This window comes from Mesomycoplasma flocculare ATCC 27399, assembly GCF_000815065.1.
GTDB lineage: Bacteria > Bacillota_I > Bacilli_A > Mycoplasmatales > Metamycoplasmataceae > Mesomycoplasma > Mesomycoplasma flocculare.
The window spans coordinates 301,937-327,174 of the sequence record NZ_CP007585.1 but is presented as its reverse complement, the minus strand read 5'-3'; the positions used below and the strand labels follow the sequence as shown (position 1 = coordinate 327,174).

At 31.6% G+C, this 25,238-nt stretch carries 10 protein-coding genes and 2 tRNA genes; 9 read left to right on the top strand and 3 right to left on the bottom strand.

The window, feature by feature from the left end; translation table 4 throughout:
- Positions 1 to 57: 57 nt before the first annotated feature.
- Positions 58 to 981: an ABC transporter ATP-binding protein gene (locus tag MYF_RS01185; protein WP_002557671.1), complete on the bottom strand. Its 924-nt coding sequence runs from the start codon at positions 979 to 981 to the stop codon at positions 58 to 60.
- A gap of 53 nt (positions 982 to 1,034) precedes the next feature.
- On the bottom strand, positions 1,035 to 8,993 hold the full coding sequence (locus tag MYF_RS01180; RefSeq protein ID WP_002557670.1) for an ABC transporter permease: 7,959 nt from the start codon (positions 8,991 to 8,993) through the stop codon (positions 1,035 to 1,037).
- Positions 8,994 to 9,187: 194 nt separating this feature from the next.
- Here MYF_RS01180 and MYF_RS01175 point away from each other — a divergent pair, with 194 nt between their 5' ends.
- The 9 genes from MYF_RS01175 to rplA all read left to right on the top strand — a co-directional run bounded on the left by MYF_RS01175 (position 9,188) and on the right by rplA (position 13,719).
- Positions 9,188 to 9,772, top strand: a complete 585-nt coding sequence (locus tag MYF_RS01175; protein WP_002557669.1) for an FMN-dependent NADH-azoreductase — start codon at positions 9,188 to 9,190, stop codon at positions 9,770 to 9,772.
- A 26-nt stretch (positions 9,773 to 9,798) separates the two neighbouring features.
- Entirely contained in the window at positions 9,799 to 10,404 is a 606-nt protein-coding gene (locus MYF_RS01170; protein WP_002557668.1) for an FMN-dependent NADH-azoreductase, read from the top strand.
- Positions 10,405 to 10,546: 142 nt separating this feature from the next.
- On the top strand, positions 10,547 to 10,768 hold the full coding sequence (gene rpmE / locus MYF_RS01165) for a 50S ribosomal protein L31 (protein ID WP_002557667.1): 222 nt from the start codon (positions 10,547 to 10,549) through the stop codon (positions 10,766 to 10,768).
- Between the two features lie 28 nt (positions 10,769 to 10,796).
- Positions 10,797 to 11,234, top strand: coding sequence for a Dps family protein (locus MYF_RS01160; RefSeq protein WP_039387550.1), 438 nt, complete (start codon positions 10,797 to 10,799; stop codon positions 11,232 to 11,234).
- Positions 11,212 to 12,114 carry an RluA family pseudouridine synthase gene (locus MYF_RS01155; RefSeq protein WP_002557665.1) on the top strand — a complete coding sequence of 301 codons (903 nt, stop codon included), beginning with the start codon at positions 11,212 to 11,214 and terminating at the stop codon, positions 12,112 to 12,114. The genes MYF_RS01160 and MYF_RS01155 overlap by 23 nt, the downstream gene beginning before the upstream one ends.
- A 90-nt stretch (positions 12,115 to 12,204) precedes the next feature.
- A tRNA-Ser gene (locus MYF_RS01150) sits at positions 12,205 to 12,298 on the top strand.
- Between the two features lie 5 nt (positions 12,299 to 12,303).
- Positions 12,304 to 12,388, top strand: a tRNA-Leu gene (locus MYF_RS01145).
- Positions 12,389 to 12,580: 192 nt separating this feature from the next.
- A complete protein-coding gene (rplK, locus tag MYF_RS01140) occupies positions 12,581 to 13,024 on the top strand; it encodes a 50S ribosomal protein L11 (RefSeq protein ID WP_039387548.1) in 444 nt (147 codons plus the stop codon).
- Positions 13,024 to 13,719 (top strand): 50S ribosomal protein L1, encoded by a 696-nt coding sequence (rplA, locus tag MYF_RS01135; protein ID WP_002557663.1) that lies wholly within the window; start codon positions 13,024 to 13,026, stop codon positions 13,717 to 13,719. The genes rplK and rplA overlap by 1 nt, the downstream gene beginning before the upstream one ends.
- Before the next feature lie 132 nt (positions 13,720 to 13,851).
- Here rplA and MYF_RS01130 read toward each other — a convergent pair whose 3' ends face one another.
- Positions 13,852 to 25,206 carry a hypothetical protein gene (locus MYF_RS01130; protein ID WP_052234584.1) on the bottom strand — a complete coding sequence of 3,785 codons (11,355 nt, stop codon included), beginning with the start codon at positions 25,204 to 25,206 and terminating at the stop codon, positions 13,852 to 13,854.
- Positions 25,207 to 25,238: the final 32 nt, after the last annotated feature.

The following is a 25,238-nucleotide window of genomic DNA, read 5'->3' as shown; positions in this document are numbered from 1 at the left end:
ATATATTAATATTTTTTTGAAAAAAGTTTAAAAAAAAGTAAAAATTGCATTATTTTCCTAATTTTTTTCCACATTTTTGTTTGAATTTTGCCCGTCTTTGGTTTCAAGGGCGAGAAACTCAGCAAAAGTTAGAGATTTTTGCCTTCTGGTTGTTAGTTGCCCATTTTTAAGTTTGATAATTAAATCAGCAAGTGGTTCCATTGTTGGGTCATGAGAAACCATAACGATTGTAGTTTTGTATTTTTGGTTAATATATTTTAAAGTTTTTAGCACGATATTTTTGTTATTTTCATCAAGTGCGCCAGTTGGTTCATCGGCAAAAATTATTTTGGCGTTTTTAACAAGCGCACGGAGAATTGAAATTCGCTGTTGCTGCCCGCCAGACATTTGTGAGGGGAACTTGAATTTGATATCTTCAAGTTCAAATTCAGCAAAAAGCTTTTCAATATCGAGTAATTTAGTTTTATCTTTTTGTAGATAAGCGCCAACTTCGACATTATCATAACCGTTTATATTGCCTAAAAGATTATACGATTGAAAAATAAAAGAAACATTTTGGCGGCGAAATTTAGTAAGGTCAGCGTTTTTTAAGTAAGCTAAATTAACTGAATCAACAACAATTTCGCCTTCGGTTGCCCGATCTAAACCTGACATTAAATTAAGAATTGTTGACTTGCCCGATCCGGATTTTCCACTTAAAATTGCAAAATCGCCAGCTGCAACACTGAAATTAAGACCAGTGAATACCTTGGTAACAACTGAACCAAAAAGGTAATATTTTGCCACATTTTTAAAATCGATAATTGCTCCTGGCGAGTTTTTATTATCGATTTTGCCGACTTTAACTCGCGGATTATCATTGGCTCAGCGAATTAATTTTAATTGTTTGCTTGAATAATTAGCTTGATTTGTTTGCTTGATTATTTGCAAAGCTTGTTTTTGCGCTTTGACTTTTTTTGCTTTTGAGAAAAAATTATACACTATTTCCTCCTTTTATTTAATAAAAAATCCCGAAGGTTTAGAATTATTCTAACCTAAATCCTTTCTTTTATAATATAAACTGATTTGCGTTTCGTGAGAAAATATCATAAAATCGCGAGCACAGCGACAAAAACGATACTAATAATACCAACCGCGGCGAAAAAAACTCCCGCCGAAAGGCCAAGCGATAAAAACACACCATTTGTAAATAAAATATAGGAATTAAAAATTCCCATTACAAAAATTACAAACGGAATTGCAACTAAAGAACCAAGAACTAAAACTGGTAAATAAATACTATAAAATAGGCGCACTTTTGTTTTATTAGCATAACCTAAAACATCAAGAATTGCGATATTTTCTTGGTTTTCATTAATAATTGAAGAAGCAATTATTACTAAAATGATCAGTGAAACAATTAAGAAAATCACCACAACAATATTAACTCCAGCACCAAATAAATTCGCAAAATTTGAAATAAAGTTAGTTTCGATATTCTTTTCTTCAACACCTAAAACAACAATTTGGTAGATTGTATCCCCATAAATTTGGTTAAAATTTTTAAGCGCTTGTTTCATTGCAGGAATATTTTGGTTTACAAAAGAAGGATCGACTAAAGATTTGAAATTAAGCGGGGAATTTACATCTAGTCATTGTTTTTCGTTTTTATGTTTATGGAAATTAATCACCTTTAAAATATCGGATTTCGAATACCCAGCAAGTTCTAAAGCACCTTTAGTTTTGCTTTGCTCATTTTCGCTAAAAGCGAAAATGTTAGCAAAAAAGCCGGTTGTATCGTCTTGATTTAACGTATCTACTTTAATCTCTGAATTTCCGGCTCAATACCCTGAAGGCGAGTATAAACTAAAAGAATTACTAATCTGTTCAACTTCTGGACTTGCAAGAATAATCCCATTAAAAGGTTTTAAATTATAAGGGGCTAAATTTTTTGCAAAAATATCAAGCCCTAAAAGTTTATTGGCAATTTCTTGGGATGTTACAAGCTCTGAATTAATATAAGTATCAGAAATGCCAATAACTTTAAATTTCGCCGTTTTTTGGGGAATATTTTTAATTTTGGCTTCATAGCGGTTAACTGAATTCAAAATTGGTAGCTCAATTACTGAATTTCGCGCTAAATTATGTTTTTTTGCAAATACATAATTTATTATCAAAGGATAAATTCCCTCATTTACTTTGTATTTTGCAATTTCTGTTAATAAATTATTACCATATTGATCTTTTATTGCAATAATCGGATTTTTTTCTTCCTTTGTATTATAACCGTAAATTTTGAGACCGCTTTCAAAGTCATTCTCGCTTTTATATGTTGTATCAATATAAGTATAAACATGGTTTTTAGGGAATTTTTCATTTTGTAATTGACTAAAGGCAATACCACCAAAGCCAACATTAAAATCCTTATTAACTTGATTATTTAAATAAGAATCAACTAAAAACTTGCGATAAGCATCGCGGCTTTGGGATTGGCCAAAAATTGATACTTCAAAAGCGCGGTAATCATTTTTTGTCTTATCAAAACTATAATACCAAAACCTGCCTTGGTTTGGATTTGTATCATCAACTAGATATTTAAAATAAGGTTGTTTTTGGCGAATTTTTTCAGGAATATTCTGCGCTTTTTCCATTTGGAGAACCACTTTGTTTGAAATTGCAAAAATATTATTTTTAAGTGACTCAGGTAAATTTGCTAGAACAATATCAAAAATTGAGGGTGCGTTTGTATCGTTTTGCTTTATATTTAAACTTGAGCGGGTTAGAACAACCGGGGTTTTTGCTAGTAAATTAATCTCCCCATTTTTATTTGAATTGCCAAAAACACTCGGATTTCCGGGGCGGAAATAATTGGGCGAATTAAAATTTACCTCTGTTGTAATGCCAGCAGGAACATAAAGATTTTTATTAAGATCTTTGGCATTATAAATAACGTGCGGGCCACCTTCTTTTGTAGGTGTAAACAGATTGATTTTATAAGTATAATGTCGGTTTTGGTAGGTTTTATTTAAGGTATTTTGAAAAATATTATAAGATGATAATGAAAAAATTAAAACAAATTGTACAACAACAATTGCCAATGCAAGAGAAATTATTTTCCAAATTGAATTTATTAATAGCGAAATTGAGAATTTATTAACAATTTCGCTTTTTCAGAACACTTTTGCGACTTTTTGGGCGAATTTTGAAGTATTAATCTCACTAATTCCTGATAATAATTGGTAAGGTTTTTGCCTTAGATTCCAAAATATTACTAAATAAATTAAAACCGATAGCGCTAAAAAAGAAATAATTAAAGAAAAAATAAACGAAATTGGATCAAAACGGTAAATATTAATATCAAATTCTCAAAATTGGGAAATTAGATTAATAAGCGGTATTTTTGCAAAAAACCCAACAAGATAGCCAAGACCCCCACCAACAAGCGCAATAATAAAACCAATTGAAAGAAAGCTTGTTGCGATTTCAAAAAGTGAATATCCTTGGGCACGGAGAATTCCTAAAACTTTATTATTTGTTGAAATATAGCGTTTGATAATAAAAGCAACAGCAAAAAAAACTAAAAGTGATAAAAATAAACTAAGATAAAAATTAGTTTTGGAAAAAGTAGCAATAATATTAGTGCCAACCGCGATTCGTAAAGAGCGTTCGGGATTGAGATAATCATTTTCATTTGTTAAAAAAGTACGCTGATAATAATTAGTCGCAAAATTTTTAGCAATTAAATTATCCGTATCAGATTTAAATTTTTGTAAATCAGCATTCGGTTTTAACCTAACAAGCAAATAATTTTTGATTGGATTTGAGCGATAAGAAAATCGCGCTTTGTCAAAACCGAATTTATTAACATAAGCAAGTGCTTGGTTTGCAGGATCTAGTTTAATATTTTTCTCATCAATTACCGGATATAAATAATCAACACTAAAATCATTGCCAACAATAATATATTTAAGTCCGCCAGCATTTAGAATATATTTTTGATCTAGTTGTTCAATTAATTTTTCAATATCGCTGGCATTATCAGGAATTTTACCCAAAAAAGCTTGTTTTTTATTGGCCTTTAAATAAGAATTATTTACCTTAACAACATAGGCGCGGTTATCATCGATATTAATTGAATTATTTGCAACGCGGGAAACAATTATTTTGCCAAAAAATTTATCATAAAATTTATAAATATTAATCCCAAAAAATTCCGGATTTTCTTTTGCTTTTTTTGCAAGTTGTTTTGAAATTGCTGCTAGTTTATAATAATCAAGAGAAATTTCGCTAACATTTGTATTGAAAACAAAAGGTACAATGGCTTTGCTTTTTTTGCTAGAATCTTGCAAAAGTTTTAAAAATTCTTTTTCAAGCATTGAAGGAGCTACTTGAATTTGGGAAATTTTTGGAAGTCGTGAGTGAAGAATAAAAGCAAGATTAAAATTATTGACGCCAGATTTGATTTTTGCCTCAGGATTTGTTGTAAATCATAAAGGGATTTGCGGTAATTGTGCCGCGAAAAATTGGCTTAAACCAAGTGAGTCAAGATTTAATCCAGAAAGTAATGGATTTATGCTGGCAAATTCTTCTACTAACAAAGAAAGAAAGCGCTTTTTAAAAGGAGAATCGGAAAATTTATCATTTAAGAGAAAATTTTCCATTATATATTTAAGCGATTTATCAAAACGAGTTTCAAAAGGAAAATTTTTGCTATAATAAGCAAGAAAGCCTAAGTTTTCTACAAATTCTACACGATTTTCTTCAAGTCAAGTTTTTAAATTTGTTGACTTTCCAGATTTATCGGTATAATTTTTCTCAAAAACTGGATCATTTAAAAGATTTTGAAAATTTGGATCTTCTGCTAGATTTAAGCTGGTAAAATAAGGTTGTAAAATCGCTCTTGAAGGCGCTGGCAAACCGGCAAAAAGTCCTTCTTGATTTTCAAGGTTTTTAATTTTCCCAAATAATTCAGTATTATTTAACTCGTTTGCTAATGACCCAGAAATTGCCTCAGAAAATAATTTTTTAAATGCCTTTTGTAAATCGAAATTTGAAAGATTTGTCTCGGCTACAAAACGGATTCAAAAACGGTATGTTCGAATTGCTAATTGACTAATTAATTCAGGATTTTCAAGAAGTGAATTATGTAATTTATTAATTTGACTCTCAGATGCAGAAATATAAATAGGTTTTAGCCGCAACGCAGGCGAAGATGCGGGTAAATTATCGCTTATATCAACAGGAATTTTGATAGAATTTGAAATATAATATAAAATATCGGCAATTGTTTCACTATTTGCGAAAATATCATTATTTTCAAGACTTGGGGGTTTTATATTTATAATAAAATTTCCGGATTTTGTATAATTTTTAAAGCGAAATAAGCTATAAATTTCCTTGATTTGCTCAAGTTTTTCTTTTATATCTAAAAGATTGTTAAGATTTGCAATTTTGAGATATTTATTTAAAAAAACTCTTTCATTTAAAGTAAGATTAACAATTTTTAAGTTAGGGTTTTCATTAATTTTTGTTAAAATTGAATTTGCAAGAATATCAATACGCCCAATTTCTGCGGTTGGATTTCCGCTAATTTGGGCAGAACCTCAATTTGCGGAAATAAATTGTAAATCATAGATATCAATTTTTTGCTCATCCTTTGCCGGGAGAAAATAACGAAGACCAACTTCGCTACTTCCAGAATCTTCGGCTTTAGAAGAAACGTTTATCATTTTAATTATTGAATTAATTGTGCTTTGTCGCGATTTATCATTGCGGAAAAAAGCCGCAATTAACGCGGTTAGATAATCATTTAAATCTAAATTAACTTTTTGGAAAAATACATTATTTTGCTCAGTTTTTTTCTGATTTTCGTTTAATTGCAAGAATTTTTCATATCCAGCAGAATAACTTGTTTTTTCAAGATAATTTAAATTTCTTACAAAAGATGGAATATCAAAATTAATAACTAGTTCAACTAAACCTTCATTAATATTTGAATAAGGGTTTTCGCCATCTTTTTTGCCATTTAGTTTTCCAAGAATTTTAATAATTTCATTTTGCTTATCTTTTGCAAATTTTTCAGCAATTGGTTTTACTAAAAAACCAAAAAACCCTTTAGTTTTTTCATTAACAACTGTTGAAAAAATGGCATTAAAATCAATTTCATTAATAATATCAATCAGTCCTGATTTTAATATTTGTTGATCAATTGTTCCTAAAAGTTCTTTGAAAAAATCGTGAATTGTGAAAATTTTTAGTAAATTAGGTTGAGCTGGGCTTTTTAGATTAGAAAATCAGTTGTCTAAATTTTTAAAAAGCTGTTCAAAATTAATTGAATAAATAATTTTTTTAAAACCCGTTAACAAATTAATTGGATTTTTGATTGCTCTACTTAAGGCTTCAACGCTTGCAAATTTTTGCAGCTCGTCAAGAAAATTAATACCAGCAGCATTTAAAAGCGGACTTAGTGCATAAATTTGTTTTACAAAAAAAAGACTTTTTTCTGCACTCGAAACACCGAAATTTTTTGTTTGTAAAATTATTTGGTCAAGAAAATTGGCTAAAATATCGTTAATTATTGTTGTGCGGTTATTTTTTAGTAAAATTCTTCCGGCTTTTACAATAAAATCTGCCAATAAATTGTAATTTTTAGTACGATATGACAAAATATCTACTAATCTAATTTCTTCTGCAGCATCAGCAAGTGCGCTAACAACCGCATCAACATCAGGTTTTAAAAGAAATTTTTTATCAACTAAAACAGAATTATTAATTGCATCACCAATTTGCGTAAATAAAGAACGAGCGGTGTTTTGTGTGGCAATTTCATTTTGTACATTTGCAGAAAAAAAATAATAAATTAAGGGAATTGTTGAAATATTTGAATAATTACTAATTTTTTTCTGCCAACCATTTGAGCCAATTTTGGCATCAATTTCAAAATTGTTATTATCAAGAAAGTTAGCAAGCAAAAATTGAACTTGTTGTTCTCGCGTTACCGGATTTGCGGTATTGTCAGTTTTTATAATATTCTCAGGCAATAAAGTCCAATTAATTTCCCCTAAATTTTTAAAAACATAACCAAATTGATACTCAGGAAGCAAAATTATACCATGAAAATCCGATTTTGGTAAAATATTAAATCCTAAATCAGGTTGGTCAGATTTGACTTTTTTAAGTTGAACAATTTTTACGTTATTATAATATTCATAAATTAGTTTTTTATCATTTTGGAATTCAACATTACCAAAATCAACTTTTAAATCGATATAATTTGGATCAATTGCATAATTTTTAAAAACATTATCAATTATTTTTGCCTGAAAAATGGTAGTAATCTTTGGTTTTGCCTGGTCAGAAATCTTCCCTGGTTTAGGATATAATCTGCTTTGCGAATTAGCATTAAAATTATGCATTTCATGGAAAAGACGGCCTAATTGTTGTTCTTGGGTATATTCTTGATTTTGAAAGTTAACCTTATTGAAAACTTCTGGACTAATTCCAGAATTAATAAAGTGAATTACTTGTTTTGAGCTGGAATTCTCATCTTTTTGTTGAACATCAATTGTTAGTGTTTGGCGAGTCCCGATTGAATCAACGACTTTTTCGTCTTTGCCAGCAATTTTTTGGGTATAATTCTGTAAATTTTGGTAAAAATACAAATTTGCATATTCTTGTACATTTTGTGATAAGGACAAAAAGGTTGAATTTTTAATATTTGAATTTGATAAATTATTTAATTGCTCGTTTGTGACTAATGATAAATTGTTGCTATTATTAAGTTTTTGGATTTCGGCGATTGTGCTAACAGATGAAGAATTTTCTCCTTTTTTATAAAACGGAATACTAAGATCAGAAATTGATAAATCACCAGAAACAACGCTTTCTTTATCACCATCAGTTGTTGTAATTCTTTTTTCTCAGTAATTAATATTTTGTAGTTCTTGAAATTTTTTAGGAAAATTTTCTTTTAAATAAAGTAGATACTTTTTAATAAAACCGGTAAAATTTTGACTTTTATCGTCAATTTCCTTAAGTTTATATTTGTGATTTACATATTCTATTTTTGTTTTTAGATTTCGGATTCATTTTGGCTCTAAATTATATGTCTGACCTGGATCAAAAATATGAAATACACTAGATTCTCAACTAAGATCATTAACTAAATTAAATTTATCAGATTTAATTTCAACTTCAATATTATTTTCTGGCCCCTTTTTAAAGTTAATAAATGCTTGTAAATTAGGGTTATCGACAAAATCATATTCGTGATTTTCGTTTTGTTTGATATTCAAAAGCGGTAATAAATCATCGCCTTTTAGCTCATAGCCGATTCCTTGTTTTTGCCAATTAGAGCCTAAAATTGGATCAAAAGTTGCAATTTTTGTAAGCCCATTAATTACAAGAGAATTAACGAAACTAACAATAATGTCTTTCCCTTGGTAATAAAAAACAAGGATATCACTTGGTTTATAATCTTTTTTATCTAAAGTGATTTGTTCTGTTTTTAAAATTGTATATTTTTGAATTTTTTTTTCAAAACTGTTTCCATTACTAGTTCTAAAAACAGGAAAAAAAGCTTGTTTTTCAAGCTGAAAAGTGTTATTTTCCGCTAATTTTCCGTTAAGATAAAACTCGCGACTGAACTCGCTTACATGAATATAGTCATTATTTTTATTTTTTTTGCCCAAAATTGAACCAAGACTGATATAGTTACTATTTATTATTAATTGTTTTTTAGTTTGGCTTGTATCCAAAGGCAGATAAATTTCTGGCTCAAGCGAGTCATAACCATTATTTTGTGCGTTTCCAAAATAGTTAAATTCGGTATTAATTGTGGCATCTTGCAATCCAGAAAATTGTTTATATTCATCTAAACGATTAACATAAGCGCGGTTTGCGGTAAATAAAGCAGTAAAAATTGCGGCATTAAAAAAAACTAAAGTTATTAGCCCAATAAAAATAACTTTTGTTTTTAAAAACATCACGAATATATGTTTAAAAATCTTTTTCATGACTGCCAACTCGCCTCAAATACTGTAAAATTATAATGTAAAACAAAAAAATTCAAAGAAAAAATTTTCTTGTTCTAACAACTAAAAAGAGTCTTTTTTAAATTTTCGACTCTTATTCTGGCAATTTTAAAGTATAATTATTTTGAAAATTATACACGAAAAATTGTTTTTTCAAATATTAGTTGAGGTAGCAAATGACAGAAATTTTGTATATAAAATCACATCTAAATCCGGATTCGACTTGCAATAGAATTGCAAATCTTTTTATTTCTGAATACAAAAAAGACAACCCGCATATCAATATTAGTGAATTTGACCTAAATAATGAAAAAGTAGGAAAAATATCACTAAATTCTGAAAATTTTCCTCATTTTTGACAGGATGTTAATGCTGATTTTTGAATTGAAAAATTAAAAACTGTAAAAAAGGTAATAATTTCTTCACCAATAATTAACTGAGGTTATTCAGCGCAAATTAAAAATTTTTTTGACGCAATTTGCCTTGCTGATCGAACTTTTTCTTATAAATACGCAAAAAAAGGCGGTTCTATTGGACTCCTTGATAATATCGAAAATGTGCAAATTATTTTAAGCGCGCATTCAAAACAAGAAGATTTTGTTAATCCAAGCCCAGTTGAGACAATTGCTGGCACTTTTAATTTCCTTGGCGCTAAAAAAATCAATACACCTTTAGTTATCGAGGAATCGCATAAATATAAAGGAGCTAATTTTGATGAAAAACTAATAGGTTATATCAAAAAAATAGCAAAAAGTTTCTAAAAAAAAAAAAAAAAAAAAGGAAAACCGTGAACATTTTAGTACTAAAATCATCTGTTAATGAAAAAAAAGGCTCATATTCTTCACATCTAGCCGATCTTTTTATTGAATTTTATCAAAAAATCCACTCTGAAGACCAAATTGAGGTTTATGATTTAAACCAGTTTCCGCTTGCAAATATTAACCTAACAGCGGAAAATTTTAATGATGCTAGTTTTTATCAAAAAGCTGAATCAGATTTTTGAATTAAAAAACTAAAACAAGCAAATAAAATTGTTTTTTCAACTTCAATGACAAATTTTAATTATTCGGCAACAACAAAAAACTTTTTTGATGCAATCACAGTGCCAAATAAAACTTTTTTATTTGATAAAAGTAACGGAAATTATGTTGGGTTACTAAAAAATATTCAAAATGTACAAATTTTGACTGCCCAAGGCGCACCAATTGGTTGGTATCCTTTTGGCAATCACAGCGCGCTAATCAAACAAATTTTTGAATTTCTTGGTGCAAAAGTTAAAGCAGAAATTTTTGTCCTTGCCGGAACCAAAGTATCCCCAGCAAGCCAAAAACCCTTAATTGATTTTGTAAATGAACATCAAAATCAATTAAAAATTTTAGCAGAAAATTTTTAATTTTTCTTGGTTTTTGCTATCAATAGTATAAAATAAAAAACCAAAATTATAAAAGATATTCTACCATCAAAATTTTAAAAACTTTATAAAAATTATGGTAAAATTGCTCGCACAGCTAAATCAATTTTAAAGGAAACTAAAAATGAAAAAAAATATTCATCCCGAACAACACGACCTTGTTCTGACTTGTTCAACTTGCAACTCCCAATTTACCATAAAAACCGTTGCCGAAAAATTTACAATTGATATCTGTTCTGGTTGTCATCCACAATTTACGGGTGATCGTTCTTTGAATCGAACAACCGGTAGAATCGAAAGATTCCGTCGTATGGCGGCAAAAGCACAACCTAAAAATAAAAAATAGCTTAAAAAAGGAATAACAAATAGCAAAAATGTTGAAAAAACTAGCGCAACTACAAGCAAGTTTAACTATATTTTATACAAATCTTAAAAATTTCCATTGAAATTTACAAGATATTGACTTTATAATAATTCATAAATTTACTGATAAATTAGCTAGTGAAACAAACAATTTTATCGATGAACTAGCCGAAAAATTGCGCGCTCTTGGAACAATTGCCCTTGCTAGTTTTTCTGATGTAAGCCAAAATTCAGATTTTGAATTATTTCCGTCACAGATTTGATCAAGCGAAGAAGTTTTAGAAAAAATAGCAAAACAAATCAAGAAAGTTCTTAAAATTTGCAAAGAAATTCAGCAAAGTCAAGATAATAACGAAATTGAATATTTAGTCTATCCTTTAATTGATGAAATAATTCTTTTTTATCACAAAGAATTGTGAAAAGTTTATGCACAGCGACCAAATTCTTAATTTTATCTACGAAAACAAACCAATCCGCATTGATATTCTAATTACGAAACTAACTAATTTATCCCGGAAAAATGCGGAAAATTTAATTTTACAAAAAAAAGTATTAATTGATAACAATTTTGTTTTAAAAAAAAACCAAATTGTTAAAACCGGACAAAAAGTAAAAATTTTCAATGACTATCAAGCGCCAAAAATTTCGCTAAAGCCAATAAAAATGGAGCTTGAAATTGTTTTTCAAAACGAAAATATTCTTTTAATTAATAAGCCAAAAAATTTAGTAGTACATCCCGGAATCGGCAACTGAGATAATACCCTTTTAAACGGAATTATTTCTTATTTTGAGGCTGATTTACTAAGAAATGATCATATCAGGCCTGGGATTATTCACCGTCTTGATAAAGACACAACTGGCCTTATTTTAGTTGCAAAAAATGTCGCTGCTCATAATTTTTTTGCAAATCAACTGGCAAAACGAGAAATTAAAAGGTTTTATAAAGCAATTGTGGTTGGCAAAGTTTTACATAAAATGATGAAAATAAATTTGCCAATTGCTAGGGATTTAAAAAATCCCTTAAAAAAAACTATCAGTTTTTTTAATGCAAAACCAGCAATTACGCATGTTAAATTAGTTAAAAACTTTATTTATCAAAATCAAAATCTTAGTCTTGTAAAATGTCAACTGGAAACCGGCCGAACGCACCAAATTCGTGTTCATCTGGCGCATATTGGCTTTCCGATTTATGGCGATCCAATTTATGGGCAAAAAGTAGACAAATTAGGGCAAAGGCTCCATGCATATAAAATAATTTTTACAGATCTTGATGGCAAAAGATGTGAATTTAGAGCTGATTTGCCAAGCGAGTTTGATATTGCATTTTAGAAAAAATAGTGAAAAATTTTTCACTTTTTTCCTTTTTTTATGTTATTATTTATACTGTTATATACTGTTATAATTTATAAAAAAGAAAATGGATCAGTACTCAAGAGGCTGAAGAGGATATGTTGGAAACGTATTAGGGGTCTTAAAAGGGCCCGCGCAGGTTCAAATCCTGTCTGATCCGCCATTAATGCTCTCGTGGTGAAATTGGTATACACGTTAGATTGAGGTTCTAATCCGGAAACGGGTGCAAGTTCAAGTCTTGTCGAGAGCACCATACAAATTTTTGCTTTTTTATGTTATTATAGCAAAAAAAAGCAAAAAGCAAAATTAAAAAAATAATAAGTTATAATTTAAATAAAATATTATAACTTATTTGTTGATTTTTTTGTGGGAGATTTCTTTAAAAAAAAAAAAAATCGCTAACCACTAAGAGAATCTAAAATCCAAAACAGAAAGGTTGCTCGAAATGGTAAAAAAAAACGTTGTTCGGGTTGCAAAATTGCAATTCACCGCAGGGCAGGCAAAACCTGGGCCTGCCCTTGCCGGTCTTGGAATTGTAATGCCTGAATTTACAAAGAAGTTCAATGACAAAACAAAATCCCGCGGGAGTGAGCCTGTGCCTGTTAAAATAACGATTTTTAAAGATAAAAGTTTCGATTTCCAACTATTTACAGCACCAACATCTTATAAAATAAAACAAGCTGCTAAAATCGAATCAGGTGCAAAAAAACCAAATAATGAAAAAGTTGGCAAAATTAGTTTTGCCCAACTAAAAGAAATTGCCGAATACAAACTGCCGGATTTAAATACCGACGATATTAATAAGGCAATTCTTACAGTTTATGGCACTTGTAAACAAATGGGCGTTGAAATCGAAAATATTGAAGAATTTCTAAAAAGTACTAAATAATGAAAAAAGTTTCCAAAAAATTACTTCAAGCCCGTAAACTAGTCGATAAATACCGTTTTTACACTCTCGAAGAGGCAATGGAATTAGTCAAAAAAACTTCTTATACAAAATTTTCTGGTTCAGTTGATCTTGCAATTAGATTAAATCTTGATACCCGAAAAGCGGACCAACAACTCCGTGGGGCCGTCGTTCTCCCTTACGGAACTGGCAAAAACATCCGCGTTTTGGTAGCAACAGATTCTGCTGAGATTGCAACAAAATCTTTAAAAGCAGGCGCTGATCTGATTTATTCTACAGCGGAACTAGAAGCAAATCTTAAAATTGATAATTTTAATTTCGATATATTAGTAGTCGAACCAAAACTAATGCCCATCTTAGGCCGGTATGGGAAAAAATTAGGCCCAAAAGGTCTAATGCCCAACCCAAAAACTGGAACAGTATCGCCAAACCCAGAGAAAGCCGTTGCCGAAATTAAAAAAGGAAAAGCTAATTACCGCGCCGATAAATATGGCATTATTCATTCTTTAATTGGTAAAACCAATATGGAAGCAAGTCATTTAGTTGAAAATGCAAAAACATTATTACAACTAATCCGGAGACTAAAACCAAATACTGTTAAAGGAAATTATTTTAAAAATTTAACAGTTTCAGCTTCAATGGGGCCATCAATTAAAATCAAGTATGATAGCTTTTAAAAAAATAAAAACCCCTCCTTTCTTTCTTCTTTCTTTTTAATATATAAACAAAAATTAAAATCTATTTCTTATAAATAATAACAAAATCAAACATTTAAAACCCTCGTCTTTTTAAAGGCGAGGGTTTTATTTTTATTTCTTTTCTTGCTGGGTTCGCACTTTATTTAATAGTTCGTTTACATTTTGTTTATACTGTTGAAAGTTAAATTTACTATCTAGCGTAGGGGGTTTTTTAGGAGAGAACAATTTATAGTAAAACTCGGGGTTATATGTAAGTGGTTCTTTAGTTGAAGAAGAAGAAGATGTTGTAATTTTCGTTGGGAAGATGGTATTAATATTGTTTTCGGCATTAGACCAAAAGGCGATGTTGTCTTTTTGGGGGTGTTTGTGTAAATCGATTTGTCTATTTTGACCGTCTGTTATGGTAATTTTTGTTCAGTTTGTTTTTGTTGCATTCAGGGTTAAAGTGAATTTTTTATTTGCATAGGTTGGTTCAAAAGGTAATAGTTTTTGTATTTTCTGATCACCAGCAAGTAGTTGGGTTCGAAAAGGGTTTTTAGCTAAAGAGAAAATATTTTGTTTTGGCCATCAGGGAGCTAAGTTTTTTTGTAATCAAGGGTCTTTTTGCTTTGATGCTAGGTTTCGCTTGATAAATTGTGGGGGATTAACAGATAGATGATCAACTTTAAATGATGAATTTAGACTTTCTTTTGGAAGTGGGGCAAAGATAGGAACTTCTTTTCGATTTTTGACTAAGATAAACTGGATTAACGGGTTATATTCATGAACCAGATCATTTTCTGGTCTAACAGGGCTTGGGAAGGACTTAGCTTGTTGGCCATTCATACCACTATAAGAAGATCAGGCATTTCAATCATAATAAACGGTTAGATACTTATAATGACTAGGCTTTAAACTGTGGGGGTTTACAAGGTATGTGCGGATGGCAATTGGTTCTCTCGTGATTTCTTGGTTTTGTAAGATATTATTATTATTATTAGGAAAATATGCTACCTTGAGCCAGGATTGTTCACTATATAGACTTAACCTTTCGAATTTGTTGGTTTCTTTTTCATCCCGCCCTGTGGCACGTAACTGATTTGTGGGATCAAATACTAAGTAGGTAAAGCCTAATAAGCCCTCATACATATAATCAACACTCATTGGCCTGACAACACTAGCTTTGGTTGCTACTAAAAAGATTATTTGCTGATCGGAAGAAGAATGAGGGGCAGGGGTCATGGGTTTTGTAGGGTCTTCAATTGATTTTCGACGTAAAACTGCTTTTATGCGACCGCCAATGAACATTCGAGTTCATGAATATTGGCCACCAGTGGATGAAGAAGAAGAAGAAGAAGAAGAAGAAGAAGAAGAAGAGGAAGATGAGGATGAGGAAGAAGAAGAAGAAGAAGAGGACGAGGAGATAATAGCTAAATTTAGCGCGATTGTCTGAGCTTGATTATCTATTTTGAGGCTAACGCCTTGTTGTCTGAATAAATATGGGGTAAGATTGATTTCGGTAGGGATGTTGCCACTTTCATCAGTATCTTTGGGCGCTGGGAGTAAATAAAGATCGAGGTTTTGTTCTAATCAGTCTTGATCAAGTATAGTTGCCGCTGATTTATTAAATTTTATATATATTGTTTCGCCTTGATAGGTTAAGTTATTATTTAAATTAGGACTTGTTCAGCCTTCTAGCATGGATATTTGGTCAGCTAGAGGTGCAAATAGGAGGGAATCGGATTTTTGTTTTGAAAATCGGTTTTGAAGTATTTTAATAGTTTCAGGTTTTGATTTTGGAATTATTAATTTATCTGCTTTAACTGGATTATGTTGATCTTGACTATCTTGACTATTTTGAGTTGTTATATTTTGTAATTTATATAACTGCCCTTGGTTTAAGTTAGTAAAAAGGAATTTTGCAGTTTGATCTTTGGGATTAACTACGGCTGAGGCTGAGGTTTGAGAAGAAGAAGAAGAAGAAGAAGAAGAAGAAGAAGAAGAACTGTTCAACTGGGGGGCAGCACTTGCGACTAATGTCTTGCCTGTTAGCGCTTTTGCACTTTGGCTGTCGAATTTGACGCTTAATTCGACACTATTGGTATTTATGGCTGTGACAGTGGTTTGATTAGGAATTACTTCTAAGTTCTTAGCCGTTGTTTTGAACTTTGTGTTTTGCTGGTTCTTACCATATTGGAGATCCCAACTAAAACTAACATTTAGAGGAGAATTGGAACTGGAAGTACTAGAGGAAACGGATATTTTAGTAATTTGATAATTAGTTCATTTTGTTAAGGCAGTGATATTGTTTTGGAACTTTTTAGGCTGAATAGTAACTTCTTTTTCTTGCGCGCTTTTTTTATCAAGGTCTTTATATTTTAGTTTTCAGGTAAGCGGGAGGGATTTTAAAGCTGGTGTTATCCCTTCTAGTACTAGATTCGCAGTAGTGTCATCGGGGGTAACAACGATATTGGAAATTTGGGGTTTTGTGATAAATTGTAATTGGTTGGTATTGGCACTAACTTGGCTATCTTCTCAGCTTTTGATAAGCTCGTTGTTGTCAGTTACACCAGGTTGAGGGAGGCTTATATTCAAGGTATCGGATACAAGTGCGGTAATTGTATAAAGTGTTCCTGGAACTAACTGATTGAATGTAAATTCGGCTTTGTTCTGCTGGTTGTTTTGAAAGGTTAAAGTTTTTACAACACTTAAGGCTGGTGACTGCGAATTTTGTGAATTTGCTTCTTTTAAAACTAGCGACACGCTTTTTTTCGATAAGAATGCATCATCATCAGCGAAATTCAGCGAGATTGTTGCTGAAGTTTCACTGACTTTAGTAATTTGTATATTGCTAGGACTAACAAGTTCCGGTTTTGAATAAAATAGCCTTTGGCGATGAGCTGGATTAGATAACTCATTTGCAAATGTTAAGAGGCTCCCACCTGCATAGATATTTTTAATTTTATATTGTTTCCCTTTTTTAAGTCGGGTTTTCATTTTAAATTTGACTCAGGTCTCATTTGTTTTTTGTGTAACTTGGATTGCCTGTACCGTTGCGCGCGCGGAGGTTTCTAGTTGTGATTGCCCTCTTATTTTGCTTTTTCAACTAGTTGGGATGAATTTATTATCAAAGTTTTGATCAAGCTCAGCTTGTAAAGTTAGTTTTTTACCATTGAGTAATTTGTTTTTATTATAAAAGATAACAAACACTTCGGTTTCGCCTTCTTTTATTGGGGTTGATTGGATTGATTTTATTGCATTTGCAGTTATGAGGCTGGGGGGAGTTTGCGCCATTGTTTTATTTATTTGCGTTTTAAAACTAAGAGGTAAATTAACGGTTCAGTTTTTTGCATTTGGATTTTTTTTCTTGAAAATATAATTTTTTATTTTAAAACTATCCCCAGGGAGCAAATTTTTTGCCTCAAGTTGGACTTTAATAGGGGTTGGACTACTACTACTACTACTACTACTACTACTACTACTACTACTACGCTTACTACGCGCAGCAGGCGCAGTAATTGCTACTGTGTTTGTAAAAAACACTTTTTTCTCTACGGATTCAAGCTCAAGTTGAAGTTCGTATCTATCTTTTAAGAACGCAGCATCTTGGGCTGGAAATTCCACCTCAAATTTGCCACTATCTAATTGGGGGGTGGAATTTCTTAACAAGTTAGATCCAGGAGTTGATGAGGTTTTGACACTCTGGATTGTAACACTTTCGATTGAAGTATTTATAATTGTTGGTCATTTACTAGTCTCATTAGTTGCTAACTTGTTAGCGGGGTTTTCAATATTTTCCTTGTCAAGATATAACTGCAATTGCTTACTTTGACCATTTAAAGAGGTTAGAGTAACTGCGTCAATTAAATACCAACTGCCTTTTTCAAGGCCTGTAAGCTCAACTTCAAGACGGGTGAGCCCAGTGTTAGGGGTATTATTCTCTGTTTGTTTTGCAACAATCGTTTTATTAATAACAGTCCCTGTGAGCTCGGAACTAGTAAGATTTTGCTTTAATGGTTTTGTAGGATCTTGCCAGCCATAGGTGTTAGTATTGGGTTTTAGTTTTTTATATTTTATTTGGACTTTGCTATTATCATAATTTATTTTTTGTGAGTTTTCAATATCTAAAATTAACTTGATTGTGTTCTCTGCGGGGATATAACTCATTTTTGAGATTAATGGGGCGGTATTAAATGAAAAAGATGGACTTGTTTTTGGGCTCGGGCTTGGTTGGGTAGCAAACAAAGTTGTTGTAATCACTGGTGAATTAGGAACAATAATTTGGATTTGGTTTTTACTATCTTTAAGTCCGATTATTTTATATTGGGCTCCGGCATCAAGTCTATCAAGGGAAAATTCATAATACAAACTAGCTGTCTCGGGAACTTGGTTTTGTCATTGGCTGGCTAAATTATTAGAGTCACTGATAATACTTGCACTAGTTTCGGTATTAGAAACTGAAGAAATTCCGTCTTTGGATGATTCATATACAAGTTTTAACTTGGTAGCTTGGGTTTTTAAAGGTTTGTCAAGCGCGCTAAAAAACACGCGGATTTTTGCTTTTTCTCATGGCCTTGCTTTTTTAGTTTGATCTAGTTGATAGGTAATTCCAAGCGCTGTTGCGGTTTCAAACTTGGTTGTGAATTTTTTATTACTATCATTTATTTTAGAATTTTGAGCGAAGGGAACTTGATGTTTTTGGCTTTGAAACTGAACCTCAGAAGATTTAGGCGCTGTTGCGGTTGCAAACTCGAGCTTTTCGATTGTATACTCGCTTAGCTTGTTTAGGGTTTTAACTTCAAATACCGCTTTAGAGCTAACACCTGGGATATCAGCTACTATTTGGGCTTGTGAGGTTACATTATTAGAATTAGAATTATCAGATTGGGTAGGCTTAAATGTTGCCTCGACTTGCTTACCAAGATAAGAACCGGAAGGATCGGCGATAACTAACTCGATTGTTGCATTTGTTTCGCCAATGTATTTTTTGCGGATTTCGGTTATTTTTGTATTTGTATAAAAACTTCGGTCTTTTAGACTAATAGACTCATTAATTAAAACTGGGGGTAATTCTAAATTAGAAATTGCTTTAATTTGCGTAGTTTTTTTATCAGTAAATTTAATATGGTCGATTAAATACTTACCTGGTTCTTGAATATTTTTGATTTCAACACTTACTTTTGGTTTTGCGCCTTGGCTTAACAAAGCGCTAATAAAGTCTTTGGTATTAAAGTTAATTTCTTGAAAAAGCCCTTTTGGCGTTTTATAAACAAGGGCAAAGTTATGATAAATTTCCAAAAACCCTTTATATTTGGGCGCGAATTCAAGCTCTAATTTTGCGCTATTTGCAGCAAAATCAGGTTTTATAGTGATTTTATCAACGATAACCTTGCTTGGGAAAGTAATAAATGCACGTTTTTCTTCAACTGAGCTAGCAAAGCGGAAATAACCAGAAGATGCCGAATTTCTAACTTCTGATTCTTGTTTTGCTAGTATATTATCTGGGTTTTGGCTATCATAGGCGATTTTCTCGATATAGTACTGCGCAAAAAGATCAAGGTTTTTTAGAGTAAATTTAAAGCTAGCAGAGTCTTGTAGACTTTGAACTTCTGATTTTTGAGCTAAGGGGGTTTGAGTTTTTTCAAGCTTTTGAAGTTCGGTTATAACTTCTTGAACACTAGCTTTTGCAAATTTCCCACTAAGCACTTTTTTATATTGAATTTTCGCTTTGATATTTGAATTTTGCGTAAATACTTTCCCTGCATCTTTAAGGGTTATGATAAAATCATATTGCCCTGGGTTTAGGGGGTTTCTTAGCTGCAAAATTGAATTAATAATTGGTAAGGTAGCAAATTCTTTTGCTGTTTCTTGAACTTTATTATCATCAAAATAAAAAGTTAAAGGATTTTGTGCTAAACTTGCCGCCCGACGAGTTCGTTTTGGCGCTGAATCATTTTCAAGGCCAACAATTTTATAATTATTCCCGCCAGAAAGATTTTGAATTTCGGTTTTGAATTGTATTTTTTGGTTTTGCGAATCATCTAAATTTAAAGAAGCTTTTTGCTGCTCGGGCGCGCCTACTTGATAATAGACAAGTTTTAACTTGTTTTTATAATCTGTATGTTTTAAATACTTGTCAGTATTATCAAATGTTAAGGTTATTATCGCCTTATCATTTTGCTTGTCTTGTTTTTCGATACTAATTACCTTGGCTGATTCGGGTTTTATTATAAAATTCTGACCAAAACTAACTAACCCGTTTCCGGGAATTTGACCTTCAATTTTTGTCTTTGTTTTTGCATCTAAATCCTTAACTGCAAAACTTGCAAAGGTTTTTTGACTATTAGAATTTGGTGATTTAATTGTTGGGTCTGTCATATTGGTGCTATTATCGCTTGCCCGATCAACCCAATCAACACTTACTAGTTTATAGATCGCATTTTTTTCGAGGCTTTGAATTTCAAAACTAAATTTTGAATTTTGAGCCTTTGCTGTTGTCTCAAGAATTTCAGATACTGATGGCTGGCTACCATCGCCAGCGACAAGTTTTTGGTATTTGATTTTTACCTCGCGGTTTTCAAAGCCGCCTTTTTCGATGCCACGGCCTGCTAAAGGGTCAACCATTTCAAAATTAGCAATATAAGTGGTCTCATCTTTTTTTTCAAATGAATAGGAAATAATTTCCGGTTTTGTTGCAAAAAAGAGTTTGTCTAAAACAGCTGGAGCACTGTCCTTTTTTAACTTAGACTCGTTATCATTTTTAGCAAATTTAAAGGTCGTTAATTTTTTAGGCCCGTTAGTATCACTTACATCTTCAATTTTAGATAGTAAATATAATCCACCCGCTTTCAATTTTTGTTTACTATCTAAAGTAAGTGTTAGTTCAGGTTGTTGGCTATTAATTTGGCTAAACTCACTTGTGGCACTAACTCCATGCCCACTAAGACTGTCTTTAAAATAAAATTTGAGTTTTCGTTTCCCTTTTTTTTGCGAATTTAAAAAGGTTTCGTCTTTAGCAAATTTTACTAGAATATCGGCGCTATTATTATCGGATTTATAGGAAATATCGACAATTGTTGCAGATTCTGCCTCTAGTTCGAATTTTTTTTGTTCTTTTAGGGAGTTAAACCCTTCGATATCATTACCATCGACTTTGGCAGGCGAACTAGGGGTGTCTAAAACTTTAAGGTTTTTAATTTGATATTCGCCAGCTTTTTTTAAACCATTAATCTCAAAAACTGCCAACCCGTTTGAGATTTGGCTTGTATAAGTTTGTGGGTTTGATTCAGGGGCTAACTTAATTTTTAAATATTTTGAATTCCAGTTTGCCCCCTTATCGTTTAATTTAACGCTGATTCTTGCGGAAGTCTCGGAAGTTGATTCAGTTTTAATGCTGCTAAGATTTGGGGTTGGGGAAAAGAACTTTTTAGAAAACGGTGTTTTTGTATGAGGTGATTTATCAAATGCGAATTCAAAATGATTTCGCTGGAGTGTTTGTAGATTTCTGACACTAACAGAGTCATTTTTTAATCTAAGAGCAAGAATTTCGTATTTATCGCCGGGGTTTAAACTATCTAATTGAAAAGTAAGGGTTTTTTTATCTGGTTTGACTTTTGCCACTTTTGTTTTAACTAATTGGTTTGTAGATAGATTTTTATATTCAAGTTCGATATCACTACCGCTTAAATAATCATCGGCGGCATCAAGGGTAAATTTAAGAGAAAGGGATTTAGTAGTTTTGCTCTCTTCTTTAATTTCTACAATTTTCGCACTTTGCGCCTTAGTTATAAACGCTTTTTTTGCCTCAAGAGTTTGAGATTTTGCCTCAAGTAGCTCAATTTCTTCTTCTTGGCTTAAATCGCTTTGGACATTGACAAGAACAGTCTGAACATCTTGGGAAAATTTACTAATTGCGCGTTTTGCGCGTTTTTTTGAAGATATTGCATTTTCAAATTTAACGGATTTTATTTTGTATTTTACTAATTTTTCTAAATTAAGGAAGGTAAAATCATAAACTCCGTTAAGCGAAGTGGCTGTTTGGACAAGGTTATTGTTAGTTTGTGAAACACTAGACATGCCATCTACTTTTTCGATTTGCACACTTACTTTCTTCCCAGCTGTATATCTGCCGCCATCTTTTAGTTCAAGATGGACCTTTGCTTGGGTCTCTACCGAAGTATCAATTTCTAGTTTTTGAATCACAGCAGAAGTAGCGATTATTTGATCTTTATAAAAATCAAGATCATCTAAATAAATATTAACTTTTGGGTTCTTAGCAGTTTCTACTTGGTCAAAACCAAGAATTACATATTGCTGCCCATTTTCAAGATTTTTTAAGGAAAAACTTGTTTTTTGGCTTTGAACATCTTTTGTTGCAATAACAATTTGCTCTTGTTCAGTACCACCGTATTTTTTAAATCGGACTTTTAAGCTTTGACTATTAAGAAAATCATCAAGTTTTTCAGGGGCTTGGTTTTTGGTTTTTAACAATTTTTGTTCTGGAAAGTCTCTTCCGAATTCAATTTCAAATTCGGCACTGTTTTTTGTACGTTTTTTTAATTCAAGGCTAGTAACATTTGCAGTTTTTGGGATTGTTAAAAACTGTTTTTTTTCAGCCTTATCAAGTAATTTTGCCTTAAAAGGAATATTGTTTGTTCCTTTAGTTACCTGAAATTGACTAACCTCGCGGCGCACGCGGCTTTGGCTAGTACTTTGAGTTCCAATTTGGTTTTTGCCATCGACAATTTCAAGGGAATTCTCATCAATTTCGTATAAACCTTGTTTATATAAATCGGTAATATCAAAACGGATGCGGGTCCCGACAATTGGCGCGGTAATTTCCCCACTTTGGTGCTGGGCACTTTGTGCTTCTTGGCTTTTCCCGTTTTTTTCTTTTAGCCTGTATTTTAATTTAGCGGTTTTGCCACTATAAACGCCTTTTGCATCCGCTAATATAAAAGTGGCAATTACTCTTTGTTCATAAGAATTATCATAACCCACTTCCACTATCGCACTTTTTGTGTAAAAATGGGCTAAATCAGGCAATTTGTTAGTTTCATCGCCAAATAAAACATTGCGTTCAAGAGTAGTAATCTCCCCATTTAAATCAGTGACTTTCCGGGATAGGACAATTGAATTGATATTATATTTTGCGCCAATTTCTAAATTAGTTAGACTAAATTCGACACTGTTTTGATTTTCAGTAGCTTTTTGAAGGGCAACTTCTTGGGATAAAAGTTTTGATGAACCGGCAAGCGAATAATAAATTTTTAGTTTTTTATCCCCAATTGCTCTAATAGTTTCGGGGGTAAATTCAACTTTTAATTTCGCACTTGTTTGCTCTTCGCCTTCATTTTTAATTGATTTTAAAACTAAAGGTGCATGAAGCCCGAAAATTCTTTGGGCAGGGCTTATTGTTTTTGAAACAGCAAGAATATCAGAGCTGTTTTTCGAAGATTTATACCCATCAATTTCGATTGAATCAATACGATAATCAAGCCCTTTTTCAAGATTTTGCACCAGCAAATTACTAATTACAGTATTATTTTCAATTAAAGCATCAACAGTTTTTTGACTGCCGTTAGGTTTTAGTTCGCTATACTTAATTTTTGCGGTTTTTAAATTTTCCAAAACATTTTTAATTGCAATATTTAAAGCTAACGAAGTTGACGATTTCTTTGTATAAGTAATTGAAGAAACTGCTGGTCGTGTTGTTCAATTTAGCTTGCTAGCATTAATATTAGTACCGAAATTTAGGTATAATTTATTAACAAAGTACTGTTTTGAATCGGCAATGCCGATTGAATCGATAAAATAAGTTGTCCCTGGTTCTAAATTAATTAAATCCCAACTAAGAACAAGTTTATTCCCTGATATTTTAAAAGCTTCAGCAGCGGATTTTAGTAAATTACTAGACCCTGCGACTTTAAAATATAAAGTCGCAATATTATCTTTGATAAAATCATCGACAGAATCAAGAATTACGCTAATTCGTGCAGTATCTTCACTAATTCGATCGGTGCTAACTGATTCAATTGTTGCGCTCGTTGCGTAGGTGAAAAACTTTTTCTCTTTTGGGTCAAAGTTTTTCGAAAAGAAAATTCTTTTGGTATCTTGTATCTTAGTTTCGGCAAAATTAGTTGCACTTCCAAGAATTTCAAGGGAATCAATTGTAAAATGTTTTTCTTTTGCTAAATTTTTGGCAAAAGAAAAAAGCTTATTGCCAACAACTTGACCGGTTGTTGATAAGATTTTATTTGGGGCATCATCAGCAAAAAAGTTAATCTTTACATCCTTACCATTTAAAAGGAGTGATTGATCGTTGAATTTAACATCAAAACTAGAAATATTATCAAGGCTGACAAAAGTTTTGATTTTTGCAACTTCCGGAGCCGAAATAAATGAGAATTTATTATCAGTTTTAATTTTAAGGGTCCCTGAATTATTCCAAATTCGTGAGATTCAGAATTTCGCCCCGCCAGGAATTTCGCTTAGATCTAAATTAGCATAAATCCGCTTACCTTCAAATATTAAACTAACATCATTTGCAACTTCAAATTGATATTGGCCATTTTCGCCGCGCCAATAATATTCAAGATTGATTTTCTCAGTTTTGCCAAGTTCTGGCTTTTGGTTATCAAATAAAAGACCAATTTCGATAAGCGCGGAATTAAGGCCGTAAGATTTTTGGCTCAGACTAACAATTTTTCCAGAAAGCGGGCTTACACTAAAATACCGGTTTGCAAGTGGAGATATTTCAAGATCAAATAACTCGTCTTGATTTTGGTAATAATATTTAAGTCCGAGAATTTCGTATTTTGCAATTCGCGATAAATTATAAAAAGAAAATGATGCTTGTTTTTGCTCACTATTATTTAGAAATTGGCTTTTTGTCGATAAAATCTTATCGCTACCAATTTGTTTATAATACAAAATTAGATTTGCAGAATCTAAAAGGTTTTGGCTATCATATAAATCAAGATTTAAAATTGTTTGATTTGCAAGATCATAATAAGAAAATTTCTCAACTTGGTTTTTGGTTGAGAAAAACTGTGAAGAATTTAAAAAACTAAAATAATAACGTGGGTTATTTGCGCTTACTAACTGGAGCTGATAAGTAGAACCGCCTAATAAATTATCAGAATAAGTTGAAAAACTATCAGTTTTAGGATCATAGACAACTTTTGATTTTGTTATATAACGGGATTGATTGTTTATATAAATAAGTTCTAAGTCAGCATTTTTGACAAATTCATTATCCAATTTATTTTTTGCCTTTAATCTAAAATTAATTTCGGCACTATTAGCGGTTAGATTATTAATAACAAAATCTTTTATATAAATTGTTTTAGGGGTTATTATTTTTGCAAGGTAAGGCGAAAGTGCAACTAGCGAACCGGATATAAAACCAGCCCCGGCGAAGAGTTTTTTTGTAAAATAATTATTTAGATATTTTGTTTTGTTATTTGCTCTGTTTTGGTTGTCCATTTTTTAATCCCTTTTTATTTTTATTTATATAT